Genomic DNA, 19,276 nt, shown 5'->3' on the forward strand with positions numbered 1-19,276 from the left:
TACCGAAAGGCTAATACTGATGGCGAAGAAAAGCGCGATCGAAAACAACAAAAAGAAGGCGAAGCTCGTCAAGGCTTTCGCTGGCCGCCGCGAGCGGCTGAAGGCGAAGGCCAACGACAAGTCGCTCTCCATCGAGGAGCAGTTCGAGGCTCGTCTGAAGCTCGCTGAGCTGCCGCGCAACTCCGCGAAGATTCGCGTTCGTAACCGTTGCGAGATTTCCGGCCGCCCGCGCGCCTTTTATCGCAAGCTGAAGATGTCGCGCATCGCGCTGCGCGAGCTCGGGTCCAAGGGTCTGATCCCGGGCCTGGTGAAGTCGAGCTGGTAAGGAGACTCTTAAAATGGCGATCAACGATCCGTTGGGAGATCTCCTCACCCGCATTCGCAACGCGCAGATGCGCCGCAAGGACAAAGTGTCCTCGCCGGGCTCGAAGCTGCGCGCCCATGTCCTCGACGTGCTCAAGGACGAGGGCTACATCCGCGGCTACTCGGCGACGGATTTCGGCAATGGCCGGACCGAGTTCGAGATTGAGCTGAAATATTTCGACGGGCAGCCGGTCATCAAGCAGATCGAGCGCGTTTCCCGCCCGGGCCGCCGCGTCTACGCGGCTGTCGACGCCGTTCCGCGCGTGGCCAATGGCCTCGGCGTGACGATCATGTCGACGCCCAAGGGCGTGATGGCCGATCATGCGGCCCGCGAGAACAACGTCGGCGGCGAGGTGCTCTGCAAGGTCTTCTGACCTTGCGTGAGCGCTCAGACTGAACAGGATTGCAACTATGTCACGTATCGGCAAGAAGCCTGTGGTCGTCCCGGCCGGCGTCACCGCCAAGGTCGACGGCCAGCTCGTGTCCGTGAAGGGCGCGAAGGGCCAGCTCGAATTCCTGGTGCCGGACGACGTTTCTGTCGTGCATCAGGACAACGCCATCAAGGTCGACCCGCGCGGCGACTCCAAGCGCGCCCGCGCGCTGTGGGGCACGTCCCGCGCCCGCGTCAACAATCTGATCGTTGGCGTCACCTCGGGCTTCGAGAAGAAGCTCGAGATCACCGGCGTCGGCTATCGCGCCGCGGTCCAGGGCAAGGTGCTCCAGCTCGCGCTGGGCTATTCGCATGACGTGAATTATCCGATCCCCAACGGCATCGCCATCGTGACGCCGAAGCCGACGGAAATCACGATCAGCGGCATGGACAAGCAGCAGGTCGGCCAGGTCGCGGCCGAGATCCGCGCGCTGCGCGGCCCCGAGCCCTATAAGGGCAAGGGCGTCAAATACGCGAACGAATTCATCTTCCGCAAGGAAGGCAAGAAGAAGTAAGGACCAGGCTCCATGGCCAAGGATGTCAGCATCGAACAGCGCCGCAAGGCGCGTGTCCGCAAGGCGATCCGCGAGCGCGCCTATGGCCGCCCGCGTCTCTCCGTGTTCCGCTCGTCGAAGCAGATCTATGCTCAGATCATCGACGACGAGAAGGGGCAGACCCTCGTCGCCGCTTCCTCGATCGAGAAGGCGAACCGCGAATCTCTGAAGACCGGCGCGAACATCGACGCCGCGAAATTCGTGGGCAAGCTTCTCGCCGAGCGCGCCGCCGAAAAGGGCGTCAAAGAGGTCGTGTTCGACCGTGGCGCTTACATGTATCACGGCCGCGTCAAGGCGCTGGCCGACGGCGCCCGCGAGGGCGGCCTGCAGTTTTAATTTCCCTTCTCCCGCACGCGGGAGAGGGCGTCATGCGAAGGCGTGGCGGATGAGGGCCTTACCCGACCTCTGCGGAGGCCGGGTTCGCTGTTTCCCGAAAGGGGAGAGGCGGGAAGCCCAACGAAGCGAGCGGCGGAGACGCCGCGTAAGTGACGGAAGAAAAAATGGCGCGTGAAGCTGAAGGCGGTCGCGGTCGCGACCGGGATAGAGAAGAGCGCGATAGCGAATTCGTGGATCGTCTGGTCCACATCAATCGCGTCGCGAAAGTCGTGAAGGGCGGCCGTCGTTTCGGCTTCGCCGCTCTCGTCGTCGTCGGCGACCAGAAGGGTCGCGTCGGCTATGGCCATGGCAAGGCGCGCGAAGTGCCGGAAGCGATCCGCAAGGCGACGGAAGCCGCCAAGCGCGCGCTGATCCGCGTCCCGCTGCGCGAAGGCCGCACGCTGCATCACGACGTCTATGGTCGTCACGGTTCGGGCCGCGTGATTCTGCGCGCCGCGCCGGCCGGCACGGGCATCATCGCCGGTGGCCCGATGCGCGCCGTCTTCGAGACGCTCGGCATGCATGACGTGGTGGCGAAGAGCCAGGGCTCCTCGAACCCCTACAACATGATCCGCGCCACCTTCGACGCGCTCGGTCGCGAGGACTCGCCGCGTTCCGTCGCCGCGCGCCGTTCGCTGAAAGTCTCCGCGCTTCAGGCGCGCCGCCAGGGCGTCGACGCTGACGCCGTCGACGCGTAAGGGAGGCTCTCGACATGTCGAATGGCAAGCAGATCACCGTCGAGCAGACGGGCAGCTCGATCGGCCGTAACGAGCGTCAGCGCAAGACGCTTTTGGGCCTCGGCCTGACCCGCATCGGCCGCAAGCGCCAGTTGGAGGACACTCCGGCTGTGCGCGGCATGATCGCCAAGGTGGCGCATCTCGTCAAAATTGTCGGCGAGAAGTGAGGACGCGGCAATGAAACTCAACGAAATCTCCGACAATCCGGGCTCCAGCAAGAACCGGATGCGCGTTGGCCGCGGCATTGGCTCTGGCAAGGGCAAAACCGGCGGACGCGGCGTGAAGGGCCAGAAGGCGCGCACCGGCGTCGCCATCAAGGGCTTCGAAGGCGGTCAGATGCCGTTGCATCGGCGTCTGCCGAAGCGCGGCTTCCACAATCCCTTCCCGACCGACTACAATGAGATCAACATCGGCCGCGTGCAGCAGGCGGTCGACGCCGGCAAGCTCGACGCGAATGCGCCGGTGACGGTCGAAGCGTTGATTGCGGCTGGCCTCGTGGCCAAGGCCCGCGACGGCGTGAAGATCCTCGGGCAGGGCGAGATCAAGGCGAAGCTCGCCTTCGAGGTCGCCGCCGCCTCCAAGAGCGCCATTGCGGCGATCGAGGGCGCGGGTGGGTCGGTGAAGCTCCTCGCGGGCGAAACGGCCACGGCCTAAGGTCAGGTTTTTAGGCGGCCGCTCTCGCAAGAGCGGCCGCTTTGTCTTATAGAGGCGTCTCCCGTCGCTGATGCGATCGGGCGAACACTGCCCTCCGGGCGACAAACAAAAAAGGCGCCAAAGAAAAATAGGCGCGACAAAGGGGAGTTCCTCCATGGCATCGGCAGCCGAGCAGCTCGCGGCCAACGTCAATCTCTCCGCCTTCGGCAAGTCCGAGGAACTCAAGAAGCGCATCCTGTTTACGCTCGGGGCGCTGATTGTCTATCGCCTCGGCACCTATGTGCCGCTGCCGGGCATCGACCCGGAGGCTTTCGCGAAGAGCTTCTTCGGCCAGTCGAAAGGCATGCTGGAGCTGTTCAACATGTTCGCCGGCGGCGCCGTCCAGCGTCGCGCGATCTTCGCCCTCAACATCATGCCGTATATTTCGGCGTCGATCATCATTCAGCTTTTGACCTCGGTGTTTCCGTCGCTCGAATCGCTGAAGAAAGAAGGCGAGCAGGGCCGCAAGGTCCTCAACCAATACACCCGCTATCTCACCGTCGCGCTCGCGACCTTTCAGGCCTACGCCATGGCGATCGGCCTCGAAGGACAGCAGGGCGTCGTCACGGAGCCCGGGCTCTTCTTCCGCATCACAACCGTCGTGACGCTTGTCGGCGGCACCATGTTCCTGATGTGGCTCGGCGAGCAGATCACCTCGCGCGGCATCGGCAACGGCTCGTCGCTGATCATTTTCGCCGGTATCGTCGCAGCCTTCCCCTCAGCGATCGTCTCGACGCTCGAACTCGGCCGTCAGGGCGCGATCTCGACCGGCATTATCCTCGGCGTGATTGCGATGTCGTTCCTCGTCATCGCCTTCATCGTCTTCATGGAACGCGCCCAGCGCCGCCTGCTGATCACCTATCCTAAGCGTCAGCACGGCAACCGAGTTTATGAGGGGCAGACGTCCTTCCTGCCGTTGAAGCTCAACACGGCCGGCGTCATCCCGCCGATCTTCGCTTCGTCGCTGCTGCTGTTGCCGACGACGGTCGCCAACTTCTATCAATCGACGGGCTCGGAAAGCATTTTTGCGACGATCTCGGCCTATTTCGGTCATGGGCGTCCGCTCTATATGCTCGCCTATGTCGGCCTCATCGTCTTCTTCGCGTTCTTTTACACGGCCATCGTCTTCAACCCGACGGAGACCGCGGACAATCTCAAGAAGCATGGCGGCTTCATCCCCGGCATTCGTCCGGGCGAGCGCACGGCCAAGTTCATCGACGACGTGCTCATGCGCATCACCGTGCTCGGCGCCGCCTATCTCGCCATCATCTGTCTTCTGCCGGAAGGGCTCATCGCCTATGCGAATCTGCCCTTCTACTTCGGCGGCACCTCTTTGCTCATCGTGGTGAGCGTGACCATGGACACGGTCTCGCAGATCCACGGCCATATGCAGGCGCAGCAATATGAGGGGCTGATCCGCAAGACCAAGCTCAAGGGACGTCGTAAATGAGACTCGTCCTTCTCGGCCCCCCGGGCGCCGGCAAGGGAACGCAGTCCGCTCGCCTCGTCGAAAAGCTGGGCGTGCCCCAGCTCTCGACCGGCGACATGCTGCGCGCGGCCGTCGCGGCCGGAACGCCGATCGGCCTGAAGGCCAAGGCGCTGATGGACTCCGGCCAGCTCGTGCCCGACGAAGTGGTCATCGGCATCATCGACCAGCGGATCGATAAAGCAGACTGCGCCAATGGCTTCATCCTGGACGGCTTTCCACGCACCGTCGCGCAGGCCGAGGCGCTCCGCGGTCTTCTGGACCGCAAGGGGTTGGAGCTCGACGCGGTGATCGAGCTTGTCGTCGACGAGAATGCGCTAGTCGACCGGATGCGCAGGCGCGTCGCCGAGACGCTCGCCGCCGGCAAGCCGGTTCGCGCCGACGACAATCCGGAAAGCTTCAAGACGCGGCTCGACACCTATCGCGCGCAGACTGCGCCGGTCTCGGCGCATTACGCCGGGCGCGGCGAGCTGAAACGGATCGACGGCATGGCGCCGATCGACGATGTGACGGCGGCAATCGACAGATCGCTCGGCGCCTGATAGAAAGCTTCAAGAAATCAGACATCGGCCCGGCTCTGCCGGGCCGATGCTTTTTGTCCTCCCGACAAACCCAGAGACTTCACCGATGGAAGCAAAGTCATTTTGCGGCCTGGACTTCGGCACGTCCAATTCGACCGTCGCCGTCGAGGGGGCGCAGGGCATGGAGCTCGCGCCGCTTGAAAACGGGAGCCGCACGCTGCCGAGTTCGATCTTCTTCGATTTCTCGGACGGCTCGCCCGTCTTCGGTCGCGCGGCGATCAAAGCCTATGTCGACGGCGTCGAGGGGCGGCTGATGCGCAGCCTGAAATCCGTGCTGGGCACAGCGCTGATGGACGAGACCACGCGAATCAAGACGAAAGCATATACGTTCAAGGACATCATCGGCCTCATCGTCGGAAAGCTGAAAGACGCCGCCGACGGCGTCGCAGGCGAGGACGTGACAAAGGTCGTGCTCGGCCGACCTGTGTATTTCGTCGACGACGACCCGGCCGCCGACCGTCGCGCGCAGGACGCGCTCGAGGAAATCGCGCGGGCGCGAGGATTCCGCGAGATCGCCTTCCAATATGAGCCGATCGCCGCGGCGCTCACCTATGAGCAGAGCGTGCGCGAAGAGCAATATGCGCTTATCGCCGACATCGGCGGCGGCACGTCGGATTTCTCCGTGGTGCGCGTTTCGCCGCAGGCGCGTTGGCGCGCGGATCGGGCAGGGGACGTGCTCGCCAATAAGGGCGTGCATATCGGCGGCACGGATATCGATCGCCTTTTCAGCCTGAAGTCGGTCATGCCGCATCTCGGGCTTGGGAGCGAGATGCGGCTGCCTTTCGGCGACAAAGTGCTGCCGGCGCCGAACGGCTTTTTCGTCGATCTCGCGACCTGGCATCGGATCAATCTCCTCTATACGCCCAAGGTTGCCCGGGAGCTCGAGGAGATGGAGCGCTATTCGCTCTCGCCCGCGAAGATCGCCCGTCTCGCGGAGGTGATCGAAAGCCGCCGCGGCCATTCGATCGCGCTGTCGGTGGAGCACGCTAAGATCGATCTGTCGGACTCGGATCGCGCGACGATCGACCTCACAGAAGTGGAGCGGGCATTCGAGGTCGAAACTTCCGCCAATACGCTGCATGAGGCGATTGCGGACCAGCTCGGCTCGCTCTCGCGCACGCTGAAGGAAACTCTCGCCGCCTCAGGGCTTTCCGGCGGGCGCATCGATGCGGTCTTCCTCACCGGCGGCTCGACCGCAATTCCGGCCGTGCGTGCGGCGGTCACCGGCCAGACGCCGGGCGCGAAAATCGTCGAAGGCGATATGTTCGGCGCCGTGGGTCTCGGCTTAGGGCTGGACGCGCAACGAAAATTCGGTTCTGATGGCTTGCGTCGCAGCGCTTGAGTCTCGCGAGGGAAGAAAATCGCATTTCCCTCGCCAGTTTTGCTTGACTCGTGCGCGATCGCTCGCTATCGCCTGACTTCCGACGGAAATTCGAGGGAAGCTCTCTTCGGAGGGCTTCCGTTTTTGCGTTCGGATAATCGGAATCACCCGCAGGGGCCGGCCTCCACCGGACGCGGGTTCACTTCGGCGGCGCCGCAAGGCTGCCGCCTGAAATGGAGAAAATCGTGGCACGTATCGCAGGCGTCAACATCCCGACCAACAAGCGCGTCGTCATCGCGCTTCAGTATATTCACGGCATCGGCCCCAAGAAGGCTGAAGAAATCTGCGAGAAGGTGAGCATCCCGGCCGAGCGCCGCGTGGCCCAGCTCACCGACGCGGAAGTCCTGCAGATCCGCGAGACCATCGACCGTGACTATCTCGTGGAAGGCGATCTGCGCCGCGAAGTCGCGATCAACATCAAGCGCCTGATGGACCTCGGCTGCTACCGTGGCCTGCGCCACCGCCGTCAGCTTCCGGTTCGTGGCCAGCGCACCCATACCAACGCTCGCACCCGCAAGGGCAAGGCGAAGCCGATCGCCGGCAAGAAGAAGTAATTCCGGCAATCGTCAAGTCGGGCAGTCGGTAACTCCGGCTGCCTGCAAGGTGGAGCCGCTGGCGTTACGGCGGCGTCGATATCGAAAGGCAAGAGTTAAATGGCCAAGGACACTACCCGCGTTCGTCGTCGCGAGCGCAAGAACATCGTCTCCGGCGTCGCGCATGTGAACTCGACGTTCAACAACACGATGATCACCATCACCGACGCTCAAGGCAATACTGTGTCGTGGTCGTCGGCCGGCTCGATGGGCTTCAAGGGTTCGCGTAAGTCGACCCCCTACGCCGCGCAGATGGCCGCCGAGGACGCCGCCCGCAAGGCCGGCGAGCATGGCGTGCGCACGCTCGAAGTCGAGGTTTCGGGCCCCGGTTCGGGCCGCGAATCGGCTCTGCGCGCGCTGCAGGCGGCGGGCTTCACCGTTACGTCGATCCGCGACGTGACGCCGATCCCGCACAATGGTTGCCGTCCGCGCAAGCGCCGTCGCGTCTGACGCTACGGCAATAGGAAGCCTGCTTTCAATCGAGCATATTTCGCGCGGCCCCGGCTCCTCCCCGCCGGAGCCGCGTTCAGGAGCTTCAAGGAAAGGCGCCCCAGTGAGCATCCAGAAGAACTGGCAGGAACTCATCAAGCCGAACAAGCTCGACGTGACGCCCGGCGACGATCCGCGCCGCGTGGCGACCGCCGTCGCCGAGCCGCTGGAGCGGGGCTTCGGCGTGACGCTCGGCAACGCCCTGCGCCGCATTCTTCTCTCGTCGCTGCAGGGCGCGGCGATCACTTCGATTCACATCGACGGCGTTCTGCACGAATTCTCGTCGATCCCCGGCGTGCGCGAGGACGTGACCGACATCGTCCTCAACATCAAGGACATTTCCGTCAAATATCAGGGCGAGGGCGTGAAGCGCCTGACGCTCAAGAAGACGGGCCCGGGCATTGTCACCGCCGGGGACATTCAGGCGACGGGCGACGTGCAGGTTCTCAACCCCGACCTCGTCATCTGCACGCTCGACGAGGGCGCGGAGTTCCGCGTCGAATTCACCATTTCGACCGGCAAGGGCTATGTGCCGGCGGATCGCAATCGCGCCGAGGATGCGCCGATCGGCCTCATCCCGGTCGACAGCCTTTATTCGCCGGTGAAGAAGGTCAGCTATCGCGTCGAGAACACCCGCGAAGGCCAGGTGCTCGACTATGACAAGCTGACGCTGACCGTCGAGACCAATGGCGCGATCACGCCGGAGGATGCGCTCGCCTTCTCGGCGCGCATCCTGCAGGATCAGCTCAACGTCTTCGTCAATTTCGAGGAGCCGCGTCGCGAAGAGGCCGCCCCGTCGATCCCGCAGCTCGCCTTCAATCCGGCGCTGCTCAAGAAGGTCGACGAGCTGGAGCTTTCGGTGCGCTCGGCGAACTGCCTGAAGAACGACAATATCGTCTATATCGGCGACCTCATCCAGAAGTCGGAGGCGGAAATGCTCCGCACGCCGAACTTCGGTCGCAAATCCTTGAACGAGATCAAGGAAGTCCTCGCGCAGATGGGTCTCCATCTGGGCATGGAAGTCCCCGGCTGGCCGCCGGAGAACATCGACGATCTCGCCAAGCGGTTCGAAGAGCATTATTGAGTTTGCCGCCTTCTCCCGCTTGCGGGAGAAGGCGTCGTCAGCCCCAGCTCATGCAGGGGCCACCCTCTCCCGCAAACGGGAGAGGGGAATAAGGAGACGGCCGTACCTTGGCACGGCGGCCGCATAAGCAACGGAGAGCCACATGTATCACGGTCACAAGAAGCGCCGTTTCGGCCGCACCCACGAGCACCGCAAGGCCATGTTCGCGAATATGGCGCAGGCGCTCATTAAGCATGAACTGATCATCACCACTCTGCCGAAGGCGAAAGATCTTCGTCCCGTGGTCGAGAAGCTGGTGACGCTCGGCAAGCGTGGCGATCTGCACGCTCGTCGTCAGGCGATCGCCCAGATCAAGGACGTCAAGCTCGTCGCGAAGCTCTTCGACGTGCTCGGCCCGCGCTACAAGGAGCGCAATGGCGGCTACACCCGCGTTCTGAAGGCGGGCTTCCGCTATGGCGACAATGCGCCAATGGCCGTCATCGAATTCGTCGATCGCGACGTCAATGCGCGCGGTCAGGACTCCGGCCCGGTTCAGGTCGAAGAAGAGGCGGCGTAAGCCCATGAAGACGATCGGCGCGGAACCGGGTTTTGTTTCCGGCGCGCCGAAGCTTTTGCTCAGATTGGAAGGGGCGGCGCTGATGGCGACCGCCCTTTTCTATTACGCGCAGGCCGGCGGCGACTGGGGACGTTTCGCGCTGCTGTTTCTGTTCCCGGACCTTTCGCTCTTCGCTTATCTCGCGGGGCCGCGGCTCGGGGCGATCGCCTATAATCTCGCCCACACGACCATCGGCCCCTTCGCCTATGGCGTCTTGGGCGCCGCGACCGGGCAGCCGCTGCTCATGCAGATCGCAGCGATCCATTTGGCCCACATCGGTTTCGATCGGCTGCTGGGCTTCGGGCTCAAATATGGCGTGAGCTTTTCGGCGACGCATCTTGGTCCGGTTGGAAAGGCGGCGCCCCGGACCGCGAGCCTTCAGGCTCGCTTCTAAAGCGCACTCCGCAAAAGTTGATAGACTTTTGCGAAAAGAATGCGCTCCAGCTTTTTGGATCTGCAAAGCGCGCCCAAAGGCGCACGGTCCGTAGCTGCATCCTCGCGGTCGCCAAAATTCATGCTTATATACCGCCCGTTGGATTCTCTTTCCGGAGCGGCTGATGCGCCTCGATCTGCGCCACCTTGTTTTTGGAGCTTTTGCCTGCGCGGCCGGCGTTAGCGTCGCCTATATCGAACGCGCGGCGGCGCCCGCGCATGCGCAGGCGGTCGAGGGCAGCGTCGTTCCCAAAAGCCGTGCAGAGATCACGCTTTCCTTCGCCCCGGTCGTCAAAAAGGCTCAGCCGGCCGTCGTCAACGTCTTCGCTTCGCGCGTCGAGCGCATGCCGGCCAATCCCTTCCTCGACGACCCGATCTTCCGGCGTTTCTTCGGCGAGGGGGGCGGCATGCCCGGCCGCTCCAATACGGCGCAGTCGCTCGGCTCCGGCGTCATCGTCGACCCCGCCGGTCTTGTCGTGACCAATAACCACGTCATCGAGGGCATGACCGACGTGAAGGTCGCGCTCGCCGACAAGCGCGAGATCCCAGCCAAAATCCTGCTGCGCGATCCCCGGACCGATCTTGCCGTGCTGAAGCTCACCGAGGGATCGAACTTCCCGACGATGGAGCTTGGCGATTCGGACGCGCTCGAAGTCGGCGATCTGGCGCTCGCCATCGGCAATCCCTTCGGCGTCGGCCAGACCGTCACGCAAGGCATCGTCTCGGCCCTGGCGCGCACCCATGTCGGCATCTCCGACTATGGCTTCTTCATTCAGACGGACGCCGCCATCAATCCCGGCAACTCCGGTGGCCCGCTCGTCGATATGAACGCCCGCGTCGTCGGCATTAATTCAGCGATCTTCTCAAAGTCCGGCGGCTCCATCGGCATTGGCTTCGCGATCCCCGTCAATATGGTGAAAAGCGTGCTGCTCGCGGCCAAGGGCGGCGGCAAGATGGTCAAGCGCCCGTGGCTCGGGGCGACGCTGCAAACCATCTCCCAGGAGATTGCCGAAGGGCTGGGGCTCGATCGCCCGACCGGCGCGCTGCTTGCCGATATCGATCCCAAGGGGCCTGCCGCCGATGCGGGGCTGAAGCGCGGCGACGTGATTGTCTCCGTCGACGGCCAAACGGCGGACGATCCGGAGGCGGTCGGCTATCGCCTGGGCACCAAGCCGCTCGGCGGGCAGGCGACGCTCGGCGTGCTCCGCGGTGGCAAAAAGATCGTCGCGCAAATGCGTCTGACCCCCGCGCCTGAGACGCCGCCGCGCGATACGATCAAGCTCAAGGGCCCGTCGCCTTTCGCCGGCGCGACGGTGGTGAATGTCTCGCCGGCGGTCGTCGAGGAAATGTCGGTCCAGGGCGCCGCCAATGGCGTCGTCGTGTCCGAGATCGAGGACGGCTCCTTCGCCCAGCAGCTCAATCTGCAGCGCGGCGACGTCGTGCTCGCGGTCAACGACCAGAAAATCGACTCGACCCGCGACCTCGAAAAGGCCGTCTCCAGCCGCGCTTATTACTGGAAGATCACGCTGGCGCGCGGCGGGCAGGTCTTCACCACGGTCGTCGGCGGCTAGGATGAGCGGCGTCTCGATCCTGGTGACAACGATCGATTCGGACGAGAAGGCGCGCGCCCTGGCGCATGCCGCTCTCGCCGAGAAGCTCGCCGCCTGCGTTCAGATCACGCCGATCTCCAGCCTCTACACTTGGAAGGGCGGATGCTGCGAGGAGCCCGAATTCCGTATCGAGATGAAGCACCGCACGGAAGATTACGCGGCGCTCGCCGCTTTGGTGCGCCGCCTGCACAGCTACGAGACACCGGAAATACTCCGCATCGACGCGGCCGAGGCGGAGCCCGCCTATGCCGCGTGGCTGCGCGAGTCGACGCAGCGCGGCTGATTTTGCGAAAATTTGAGCCCTTTCGCGGCGTGGGCTTTGCAAACCGCCCCAGCGGCGCTTACCTACTGCCCGCAGCACAGCGCTGCCAGGAGCGATGAATGACGGCAACCACGGATTATTTGCTCGACCGTCGGCGGTTGCGGCGAAAACTCGGCTGGTGGCGCATGGGCGCCATTGTTGCGGCCGTGATCGCCGCGCTCATTGCGCTCTCGCGGCTGTCGGGCGCTGATTCTCCTGACAAGCTTACGCCCCACGTCGCCCGACTGTCTCTGCAGGGCGTGATCACGGGCGACAAGGATACGATCGACCTGATCAAGAAGATCGGGGAGTCGAGCCAGGCGAAGGCGGTGCTGCTGACGATCGACAGCCCCGGCGGCACGACCACAGGAGCCGAGAGGCTCTACAACGAGCTGCGGCGCCTCGGCGAGAAAAAGCCCGTCGTCGCAGTCGTCGGCACGGTTGCGGCCTCCGGCGCTTATATTGCGGCGCTCGCCGCCCATACCATCGTCGCCGAGAGCAATTCGCTCGTCGGCTCGGTCGGCGTCCTGTTCCAGTTCCCGAATTTCTACAAGCTTTTGGAAAATGTCGGCGTAAAGGTCGAGGAGGTGAAATCCTCGCCCCTGAAAGCTGCGCCCAATGGCTATGAACCCACGAGCGAGGCGGCCAAGGCGGCGATCGCCAACCTCGTCGCCGACTCCTATGGCTGGTTCAAAGAGCTCGTGAAGCAGCGCCGGGGGCTCGACGACGCCGAACTGGCGAAGGTCGCGGACGGCCGCGTTTTCACCGCGCGCCAGGGCGTGCCGCTCAAGCTCGTGGATATTATCGGCGGCGAGCGCGAGGCGATCATCTGGCTCGAGACCAATAAGAACATCGCCAAGGATTTGCCGGTCCGGGACTGGAAGAAGAAATCGAGCATCGAACGTCTCGGGCTCGTCGAGGGCGCGGCCGCGCTCGCCCGGGTCGCCGGTCTCGCCGCCATCGCCGAGGTGCTGGATCAGGCGGCGAGCGCCGAGAGGAGCGCGAGCCTTGACGGTCTTCTGGCGATTTGGCAGGGTTTCGACGCGCGCTGACGCCGATCCAAGGGTCGATTTTCAGCAGAAAAGGACACTAGAGCCAACATGATCAAGTCGGAGCTTATTCAGCGAATTGCACGCCGCAACGGTCATCTTTACCAACGTGACGTCGAGACGATCGTCAGCACGATCCTCGACGAGATCACAGCGGCTCTGGCGCGCGGCGACCGGGTCGAGCTGCGCGGTTTCGGCGCTTTCTCGGTCAAGAAACGGGACGCGCGCACTGGCCGCAACCCGCGCACGGGCGCGCAAGTCTCCGTGCAGGAAAAATCCGTGCCCTTCTTCAAGACGGGCAAGGAGATGCGCGAACGCCTGAACGAGAACTACCAGGGCTGACGCCAGCCGCCGCGCTCGATCGGGCGCGGCGCCATCATGACGCCGGGCTCCCGCGGCCGATGCGCTGCCAGCAAGCCGGCGCGCGGTCGACGTTAGGGAGAGGCCATGAAATCGATTCTGCGAGTCCTCGTCTTCGTTCCTCTGGCGTTGATCATCCTGTTCTTTTCCATGGCCAATCGCGCGATGGTGAAGATCGGGCTCGATCCTTTCGCGGCCAATCCGGCCGACGCGCCCTCTGTCGAAGCGCCGATGTATCTGGTCGTCCTGGCGGCGATGGCGCTCGGCGTGCTCGCCGGCGGCGTCTCCTCCTGGCTCGGCCATCTGCCGGTGCGCCGCGCCGCCAAAGTCGCGCGCGCCGAAGCCAAGAAAACCAGGCTTGAGATCGAGAAGCTACGTCAACAGGCGCTTGCGGAACTGCCGAGCGAGTCCAAGGCGGCCAAGCGTTGACGGCTCGAGGGAGCCGGAGGCGCGACTCACAAAATCTTGCAACCAAGACGCTTGAAAAACCAGCCGCACGCCGATAAGAGAAACCCGCGCGCCTAGAGCCGCGCATGCCGCAATAGCTCAGCTGGTAGAGCACATCATTCGTAATGATGGGGTCGGGGGTTCGAATCCCTCTTGCGGCACCAGCTCTCTTCATATTAGCGCAATATCAGCAGCTTACTTCTTCAGCTATTTATCAGCCCCACACTCAACGCGCGCTTGGCCTCTCGGGCGTGCAATTTTGCACACCCTCATTGGCGCGTAGGCAGGGCCACCGGCTCGGCGTCGATCGCCTCCGCGGCTTCCGCCGCTTACCGTCGAAGGCCGAGCCGAAAGTAGATTATCGACCGCACGCGCACGCGCGTAGGCGCTATCCTCCAGCGATAGTGCGAGGAGGCCGCATGAGAGAAGTCACCTACGATCCCAACCACGTCCGGCCAGCAATCCTCGACGCGATCGCCGGCGGCAGCTCGCTCTCGGCGGCCATAAAGAAACTCGACCCAGCGCCGTGATACTCGTGGGCAAAGAAAAGCCTGCGCAACAACCCCGACTTGCAGGCGGCGTATGAAGCGGCCCAGCGAGATCGCGCGGACGCGCTTGCCGAGCAGCTTATCGAGCTCGCCGATACGCCTATCCCCAACGAGCTGCAGGGCTCCGGCAAATCCGCTTTTGTGCAGCAGCTTCGACTTCGCGTCGATGCTCGCAAATGGGTTGCCGCTCGGCCGCACCCGCGCAATTGGGGCGAGCGGGTGGACGTGAATGTTACCGAGATGCGGATCAGCATTACCGCCGCTGGCCGAAGCCGAGCGAAGGGCGCTGATCGGGCAGAGCTTGGACGAAAAATAAAAAGCGCGCTGGCGGTATGCCCAATATCTTTTGGGAAGCTCTCGGCCCTGCCCCCCCCCCGGGCGTCCCTGCGGCAGCGGGGAGTTGCCGGCGCTGCTTCACCCACTCAAGCGCCTCTTTGGCGCTGGCAAAAGTCAGCCCCTCGTCCTTAATGGCCTCGGCGACCTGACGCACCTCGTCGCGCGTCGCCTTCACTTCGCCGTCAAGGATCTCGGCGCGGGCAGCGTCGCCAACTTTTGCGGCGATCGTTTCAACGTCGCACGCAAAAACTGCAGAGCTTCGACTGTGGCCTTCGACGCGCCATGCTCGGAAGCTATGCGCTCGGAAGTAGATAACCGTCCCTCATTTTGATGGACGCTTGCCCTCGGAGTTCCAGCACCGCCATCGTTCTGCGTCTTTTTCTCGCGCTCGTATTTTTTGCCGAGGTAGTAGGCAAACCAGTCAGGCGGCGAACGACCGCAATTGAAGAAGGAATATGTCTTTTATATTTCAGACGCTTGAATTTTTGATCCGCCAACAGCCCCACACTCAATGCGTGCTTGGCGTCTCGGATGCCACAACCTAATTGCCGCGTAGGTAGGGCTATTGGCACAGCGTCGATCACCCGCGCTTCTTCCGCCCGCCGATCCTTCGCCCTCTGGGCGAGCGCCATCAGCACCTACGCTGCCTGATCGCTGATGGAATGGATAACGGTTAGCTGGGCGTCAACGCTTGTTGCCGGACGCCCAAACCCCAGATCCAGCAGCGCCGTCGCTGCCGCAGTCCGGCGGCGCTTCCTTGTCGCGCATGATCCCGGCCAACGTCTCGATAGTTTCTGCCGAATGCGCCTTCGCCAGATCGCGCACGTCGCCCACTTCGCGGCGCCTGCCGCCAGCATTCGGGGAAACGCAGCCCTTTACCCGCCTCCCACTACCATCCCTATCCGCCATCGTGATCCATCCTGTTGTGACGCCGTAGATCGCAAGCAGTCAGCACTAAAAAGTTTGAAATGCTTGCCCGCGATCACTCTCCCTATCCGCGGTGCCGCCAGCAATGCTAGTCGCAATTCGCGCGAATGAGATGATCTCATCGTAGGTCTTAAAGCGTTCGACCTAGGCGTTCCGTTGTGGTAACAAGTTTGTCGATCATTCGTAACTAAGGGTTAATAGCATGGCTAGCGTTGAGATAAGGGCGGCTGGACGCAAACTGGCAATTACTGGGCCTATACAGTCGTACCTCGACGGCTATAAGGATTACGATGCAGATGCTTCGGCAGTATCTCAAATTTTCAAACAGCTTCCAGAAAAGACCACTTTCATTGATGCAGGCGCGAATGTTGGCTTCGTTTCAATTCCTCTTGCTGCCTCTCGCCCAGATCTGAATATCATATGCATCGAACCGGTGCCCCATAATGTCGAAGCTCTTCGCGCCAATGTAGCCACTAATGGCTTAGATAATATTACTGTAATTCATGCTGCGGTCAGCGACGCTCCGGGCGCAGTTTCTATGACTAGCGAAGGACCTTGGTCCACGGTGACCGCGAACGGAAGCGTGAAGGTAGACTGCATAACGCTTGATCAATTCGCGGAGCTGAATATCTCAGGAATTAAGATCGATGTTGAAGGGCACGAACCTTATGTGCTTGCGGGGGCTGGATGTGTTCTATCTAAGAGGCCCCTTGCTTATATGGAGTTCAACTTATGGCATCTCATTATGCGCCATTATGACACGATGACATTCATTGAGACAATTTGGGAGCGCTCGGACATCGTATCGATGGTTTGTGGGGAAACTATACTTCCGCCTTCCCCGAACGGCCCCGAGTTTCTGTTCACTAACATTGTACAACATGATGGTTTGACGGATTTGGTGTTTCGACCACGTGGAACATTTGGAACTCTGCTAGACATGGTCGGCCAACATTTCAATCGAGAATGAAGGCTCTCAAACAACAAGAGGTTTGCTCTCTAGGACGGTTGCGGCACCTGTTAATATCCTAGGGAACTAAGAGCGTGAAATTTTGGGGCGTGGCTGAGGGTCGGCCACGCCATTCTCGTTAGATGTTTGATCCCATGGTTTGATGGTCCAATCTTATCCAGCGATTGGAAGGATGTGCTGTGGGGAAATTTTCCACGGGAGCGCCCGCACGACAGAGGCGGTGTGTCGAGCGATACAGCATAGTCAAGAGAGCCTGAGAGCCCTCGCCAAGCGGTAAGCCGTCAACCAGAAGACGATCGCCAAATGGAAGAAACGGGCGTCGGTTCGCGATGAACGGACGGGGCCAAAAGAGCCCAGATCGACGGTTCTGACGATTGAGGAGGAGGCAATCGTTGTCGCCTTCCGCCGTCACACGCTGCTGCCTTTGGACTACTGCCTTTATGCGCTTCAGGCGACGCTGCCGCATCTGACGCGTTCGTATCTGCATCGCAGCCTTCAACGCCACGGCATTTCACGGTTGCCGAATGTCGAGGGCGATGCCTCCGCCAAGCGGAAGTTCAAAGCCTATCCAATCGGCTATTTCCATATCGATATTGCGGAAGTTCGCACCGCTGAAGGCAAGCTCTATATATTCGTGGCGATCGACCAAACGTCGAAATTTGCCTTCGTTGAGCTGCATGAGAAGGCGACGACGCGCATCGCCGCCGATTTCCTGTTCGCGTTGATCAAGGCCGTTCCCTACAAAATCCACACCGTGCTGACCGATAATGGAACGCGCTTCACCGACCCCGGCGGCGAGACCGGGACCCGTGCCGAAATCAAGCAAATGCCGGCGGAGGGGAGGCCCTTCCGGGCGCATGCCTTCGAATTCGCCTGCGCCCGCGCCGATATCGACCACCGGCTGACCAAGCCCAAACATCCCCTGGACCAATGGGCAGGTCGAGCGCATGAACCGCACAATCAAGGACGCCACGGGCGCATGGCTGACCCGCCGACCGAGGAGGCAAGGGTCGCCGCATAAAAGAAAAGGCCCGGCGTTAGCCGGGCCATCTCTCACGTCACGAACAGAGGCTGGATCTGTTCGATCAGTATTTCGCGACGACCGGAGCAGGGGCGCCCCAGTTGAAGTGATAGTTCAGGCCCGCGCGGACGATGTTGCCGTTGAAGCGGGTCGTGACTTGCGGGAAAGCCGAGCTGTAAGTGCCGCCGGGAACGGCCGACGCAGGGCCGCCGATATTGACGAGCGGGCTGCCGGCCACGGTGACGCTGCCGAGATCATAATAAAGATATTCGACCTTCGCGGACCAATTGGGCCAGAACATCCATTCGACGCCGCCGCCAGCCGTCCAGCCGACGCGCGTATCCGAGAAGGTCGCCGCCGAGAAATAGCTGTTCGGCAGACTTGCGTCTCTGAGTTCGGTGCCGACGGAGCCGTAGTTCAGGCTGACGCCGCCGTAAGCGAGGCCGCCCGTGCCATAGATCAACAGGGTCGGCGTGGCCAACCAGCCGAGACGACCGCGCACCGTTCCGATGTAATCGAGCGAACGCGACACGGAGGTCGTCTGAACGAGCAGATTGGTGAAGCTCGGGTTCTGGAGCGCGGCCGAGGAAATCGCGTTGCGGCGGGACGCGGCGACGCCCTGGATGTCCGCCTCGACGCCGACGACGAAGCTGTTGTAGAACTGCCAGTTGTAGCCAATCTGGCCGCCGCCGATGAAACCGCCCTGGTTTCCGTTGTTGATGTTGCCGGTCGACACCGCGGCCAGGAGCTGGCTGGAGTTCGGAAAAGCCGCGCAGCCGGGGAACCCTACGTTACATCCGCCCGGGAAGGACGCGTAAGTAATATTGTTGCTGTTGGACCAGGTGCCGCCGGCGTTCAGGCCGACATAGAAGCCCGTCCAAAGCGGCGGCGGGGGCGGCGGCGGAAGGACCGGCGGGCCTTTGCGGGAGGGGAGGTCGGCGGCGAGGGCCGAGCCGACGGTCATCGTCAGGGCAAGAGCCGAAAGAGCGATTTTGTGCATGTGTCTTTGATCCCAATTAGAGGCGACCGCAAATCGCCCTAACACAAACGAACAGGCAAAAACCGGAAAAGTCTTTGCGGAAAATCAAATATAACGACATTGCCGCGCGCAGCGGTACTTGTGCAACATATAGCTAAGATCGTGCTTGATAGATAAAATAGCCGCCAGGAGGCGACGTCGCAAATTTGTATTTGGAGTTTACTTTGGCCGAGCTTACGCTCTGCGAAATGCCGTCGCGACGGGCGGGCGCGATCGGATCAAGCGAACGACGGCGCGGCTGCAAGCGACCTGGGCATATTTTTCGGCTATTATCCGGCAAGGAAAACGGCGCGCCTCGACCCCATCCAGGCGCTTCGATACAAGTGAGGCGCGCGGGTATGAGAAGAGATCCGCTCGATTGGTTCGGCGCTATTCGCGACGCTTCGCGCCAGCGAAGCGATCGGGAATCCAGAGCAAAATCATCGATTTTGCGGCTCTGGATCGTGGGGAGGGCTTTCAGCCCGCCGGGAATGACAAGCCCTCATGCGCGCTGTTCAACCGGAAACAATATGAGACCGTTGATCTTTGCGTTTGCGGCAATCGCGAGCCTCCTCGGCGGCGTCGTCGCGAGCGTCAGTCAGGAATCGAATCCGCCCGCCGCCGATGCGCGCATCGCGGGCCATAAATTCGCGCTCCAGGTCTGCGCGGCCTGCCATGTCGTCGCCAAAGACCAGACGACGCGGCCGATTTTGAAACCGCCGGCGCCGAGCTTTTTGCGCATCATGCGCCGCCCGAGCGTGACTGAAGCGTTTCTTCGGGGATTTCTGAGAACTCCGCATGGGAAGATGCCCAATCCGGAACTTGCCGATTTCCAGATCGACGAGGTCGTGGCCTATATGCTGAGCCTCGAGCAGAAAAAATAGCGCTGCGCCGAG

At 62.3% G+C, this 19,276-nt stretch carries 24 protein-coding genes, 1 tRNA gene and 2 pseudogenes; 25 read left to right on the forward strand and 2 right to left on the reverse strand.

The window, feature by feature from the left end:
* Positions 1–19 precede the first annotated feature (19 nt).
* From rpsN to QNA11_RS20770, 22 genes and pseudogenes are all read left to right on the forward strand, one after another.
* On the forward strand, positions 20–325 hold the full coding sequence (gene rpsN, locus QNA11_RS16300) for a 30S ribosomal protein S14 (RefSeq protein ID WP_202071288.1): 306 nt from the start codon (positions 20–22) through the stop codon (positions 323–325).
* A gap of 13 nt (positions 326–338) precedes the next feature.
* Positions 339–737 (forward strand): 30S ribosomal protein S8, encoded by a 399-nt coding sequence (gene rpsH, locus QNA11_RS16305; RefSeq protein ID WP_202071289.1) that lies wholly within the window; start codon positions 339–341, stop codon positions 735–737.
* 37 nt (positions 738–774) lie between these two features.
* On the forward strand, positions 775–1,308 hold the full coding sequence (gene rplF / locus QNA11_RS16310; RefSeq protein WP_202071290.1) for a 50S ribosomal protein L6: 534 nt from the start codon (positions 775–777) through the stop codon (positions 1,306–1,308).
* A gap of 12 nt (positions 1,309–1,320) precedes the next feature.
* Positions 1,321–1,683, forward strand: a complete 363-nt coding sequence (gene rplR, locus QNA11_RS16315; protein WP_202071291.1) for a 50S ribosomal protein L18 — start codon at positions 1,321–1,323, stop codon at positions 1,681–1,683.
* 164 nt (positions 1,684–1,847) lie between these two features.
* Complete coding sequence (rpsE, locus tag QNA11_RS16320) at positions 1,848–2,420, forward strand: 30S ribosomal protein S5 (RefSeq protein WP_165055011.1); 573 nt, start codon at positions 1,848–1,850, stop codon at positions 2,418–2,420.
* A 14-nt stretch (positions 2,421–2,434) separates the two neighbouring features.
* A complete protein-coding gene (gene rpmD / locus QNA11_RS16325) occupies positions 2,435–2,626 on the forward strand; it encodes a 50S ribosomal protein L30 (protein ID WP_202071292.1) in 192 nt (63 codons plus the stop codon).
* 10 nt (positions 2,627–2,636) lie between these two features.
* Positions 2,637–3,113 carry a 50S ribosomal protein L15 gene (gene rplO, locus QNA11_RS16330; protein ID WP_202071293.1) on the forward strand — a complete coding sequence of 159 codons (477 nt, stop codon included), beginning with the start codon at positions 2,637–2,639 and terminating at the stop codon, positions 3,111–3,113.
* Between the two features lie 154 nt (positions 3,114–3,267).
* The gene (gene secY, locus QNA11_RS16335) at positions 3,268–4,602 is read left to right on the forward strand and encodes a preprotein translocase subunit SecY (RefSeq protein WP_202071294.1); all 1,335 of its coding nucleotides are present in this window, start codon (positions 3,268–3,270) and stop codon (positions 4,600–4,602) included.
* Positions 4,599–5,180: an adenylate kinase gene (locus QNA11_RS16340; protein WP_283483822.1), complete on the forward strand. Its 582-nt coding sequence runs from the start codon at positions 4,599–4,601 to the stop codon at positions 5,178–5,180. The genes secY and QNA11_RS16340 overlap by 4 nt, the downstream gene beginning before the upstream one ends.
* An 85-nt stretch (positions 5,181–5,265) precedes the next feature.
* Positions 5,266–6,561: an Hsp70 family protein gene (locus QNA11_RS16345; RefSeq protein WP_283483823.1), complete on the forward strand. Its 1,296-nt coding sequence runs from the start codon at positions 5,266–5,268 to the stop codon at positions 6,559–6,561.
* A gap of 224 nt (positions 6,562–6,785) precedes the next feature.
* A complete protein-coding gene (gene rpsM / locus QNA11_RS16350) occupies positions 6,786–7,154 on the forward strand; it encodes a 30S ribosomal protein S13 (protein ID WP_026015932.1) in 369 nt (122 codons plus the stop codon).
* Between the two features lie 99 nt (positions 7,155–7,253).
* Complete coding sequence (gene rpsK / locus QNA11_RS16355; protein WP_014890740.1) at positions 7,254–7,643, forward strand: 30S ribosomal protein S11; 390 nt, start codon at positions 7,254–7,256, stop codon at positions 7,641–7,643.
* Between the two features lie 103 nt (positions 7,644–7,746).
* Positions 7,747–8,766 carry a DNA-directed RNA polymerase subunit alpha gene (locus tag QNA11_RS16360; protein ID WP_202071297.1) on the forward strand — a complete coding sequence of 340 codons (1,020 nt, stop codon included), beginning with the start codon at positions 7,747–7,749 and terminating at the stop codon, positions 8,764–8,766.
* Positions 8,767–8,908: 142 nt separating this feature from the next.
* Positions 8,909–9,322, forward strand: coding sequence for a 50S ribosomal protein L17 (gene rplQ / locus QNA11_RS16365; RefSeq protein WP_202071298.1), 414 nt, complete (start codon positions 8,909–8,911; stop codon positions 9,320–9,322).
* A 4-nt stretch (positions 9,323–9,326) separates the two neighbouring features.
* Entirely contained in the window at positions 9,327–9,755 is a 429-nt protein-coding gene (locus QNA11_RS16370) for a DUF4260 domain-containing protein (protein ID WP_283483824.1), read from the forward strand.
* Between the two features lie 163 nt (positions 9,756–9,918).
* Complete coding sequence (locus tag QNA11_RS16375; protein ID WP_283483825.1) at positions 9,919–11,364, forward strand: DegQ family serine endoprotease; 1,446 nt, start codon at positions 9,919–9,921, stop codon at positions 11,362–11,364.
* Between the two features lies 1 nt (position 11,365).
* Positions 11,366–11,686: a divalent cation tolerance protein CutA gene (gene cutA / locus QNA11_RS16380; protein ID WP_283483826.1), complete on the forward strand. Its 321-nt coding sequence runs from the start codon at positions 11,366–11,368 to the stop codon at positions 11,684–11,686.
* A 98-nt stretch (positions 11,687–11,784) separates the two neighbouring features.
* Positions 11,785–12,756 carry a signal peptide peptidase SppA gene (gene sppA / locus QNA11_RS16385; protein WP_283483827.1) on the forward strand — a complete coding sequence of 324 codons (972 nt, stop codon included), beginning with the start codon at positions 11,785–11,787 and terminating at the stop codon, positions 12,754–12,756.
* A gap of 33 nt (positions 12,757–12,789) precedes the next feature.
* A pseudogene (gene ihfB, locus QNA11_RS16390) lies at positions 12,790–13,095 on the forward strand (integration host factor subunit beta); the annotation flags it as partial.
* Between the two features lie 105 nt (positions 13,096–13,200).
* The gene (locus QNA11_RS16395) at positions 13,201–13,542 is read left to right on the forward strand and encodes a LapA family protein (protein ID WP_202071303.1); all 342 of its coding nucleotides are present in this window, start codon (positions 13,201–13,203) and stop codon (positions 13,540–13,542) included.
* A gap of 106 nt (positions 13,543–13,648) precedes the next feature.
* Positions 13,649–13,724 (forward strand) — tRNA-Thr (locus QNA11_RS16400).
* Between the two features lie 387 nt (positions 13,725–14,111).
* The gene (locus QNA11_RS20770; protein ID WP_502867568.1) at positions 14,112–14,576 is read left to right on the forward strand and encodes a terminase small subunit-like protein; all 465 of its coding nucleotides are present in this window, start codon (positions 14,112–14,114) and stop codon (positions 14,574–14,576) included.
* 552 nt (positions 14,577–15,128) lie between these two features.
* Here QNA11_RS20770 and QNA11_RS16405 read toward each other — a convergent pair.
* Entirely contained in the window at positions 15,129–15,278 is a 150-nt protein-coding gene (locus QNA11_RS16405) for a hypothetical protein (protein WP_283483828.1), read from the reverse strand.
* 295 nt (positions 15,279–15,573) lie between these two features.
* Here QNA11_RS16405 and QNA11_RS16410 point away from each other — a divergent pair, with 295 nt between their 5' ends.
* Both QNA11_RS16410 and QNA11_RS16415 read left to right on the forward strand, forming a co-directional pair.
* Entirely contained in the window at positions 15,574–16,341 is a 768-nt protein-coding gene (locus QNA11_RS16410; protein WP_283483829.1) for an FkbM family methyltransferase, read from the forward strand.
* 172 nt (positions 16,342–16,513) lie between these two features.
* Positions 16,514–17,315, forward strand: a pseudogene (locus QNA11_RS16415) (DDE-type integrase/transposase/recombinase); the annotation flags it as partial.
* A 111-nt stretch (positions 17,316–17,426) separates the two neighbouring features.
* On the opposite strand, the gene QNA11_RS16420 reads toward QNA11_RS16415, so the two are convergent.
* Entirely contained in the window at positions 17,427–18,362 is a 936-nt protein-coding gene (locus QNA11_RS16420) for an outer membrane protein (protein WP_283483830.1), read from the reverse strand.
* A 548-nt stretch (positions 18,363–18,910) separates the two neighbouring features.
* Here QNA11_RS16420 and QNA11_RS16425 point away from each other — a divergent pair.
* A complete protein-coding gene (locus QNA11_RS16425; protein ID WP_283483831.1) occupies positions 18,911–19,264 on the forward strand; it encodes a c-type cytochrome in 354 nt (117 codons plus the stop codon).
* Positions 19,265–19,276: the final 12 nt, after the last annotated feature.

Origin of the sequence: Methylocystis sp. JR02 (assembly GCF_030063565.1) — a bacterium.
Taxonomy (GTDB): domain Bacteria; phylum Pseudomonadota; class Alphaproteobacteria; order Rhizobiales; family Beijerinckiaceae; genus Methylocystis; species Methylocystis iwaonis.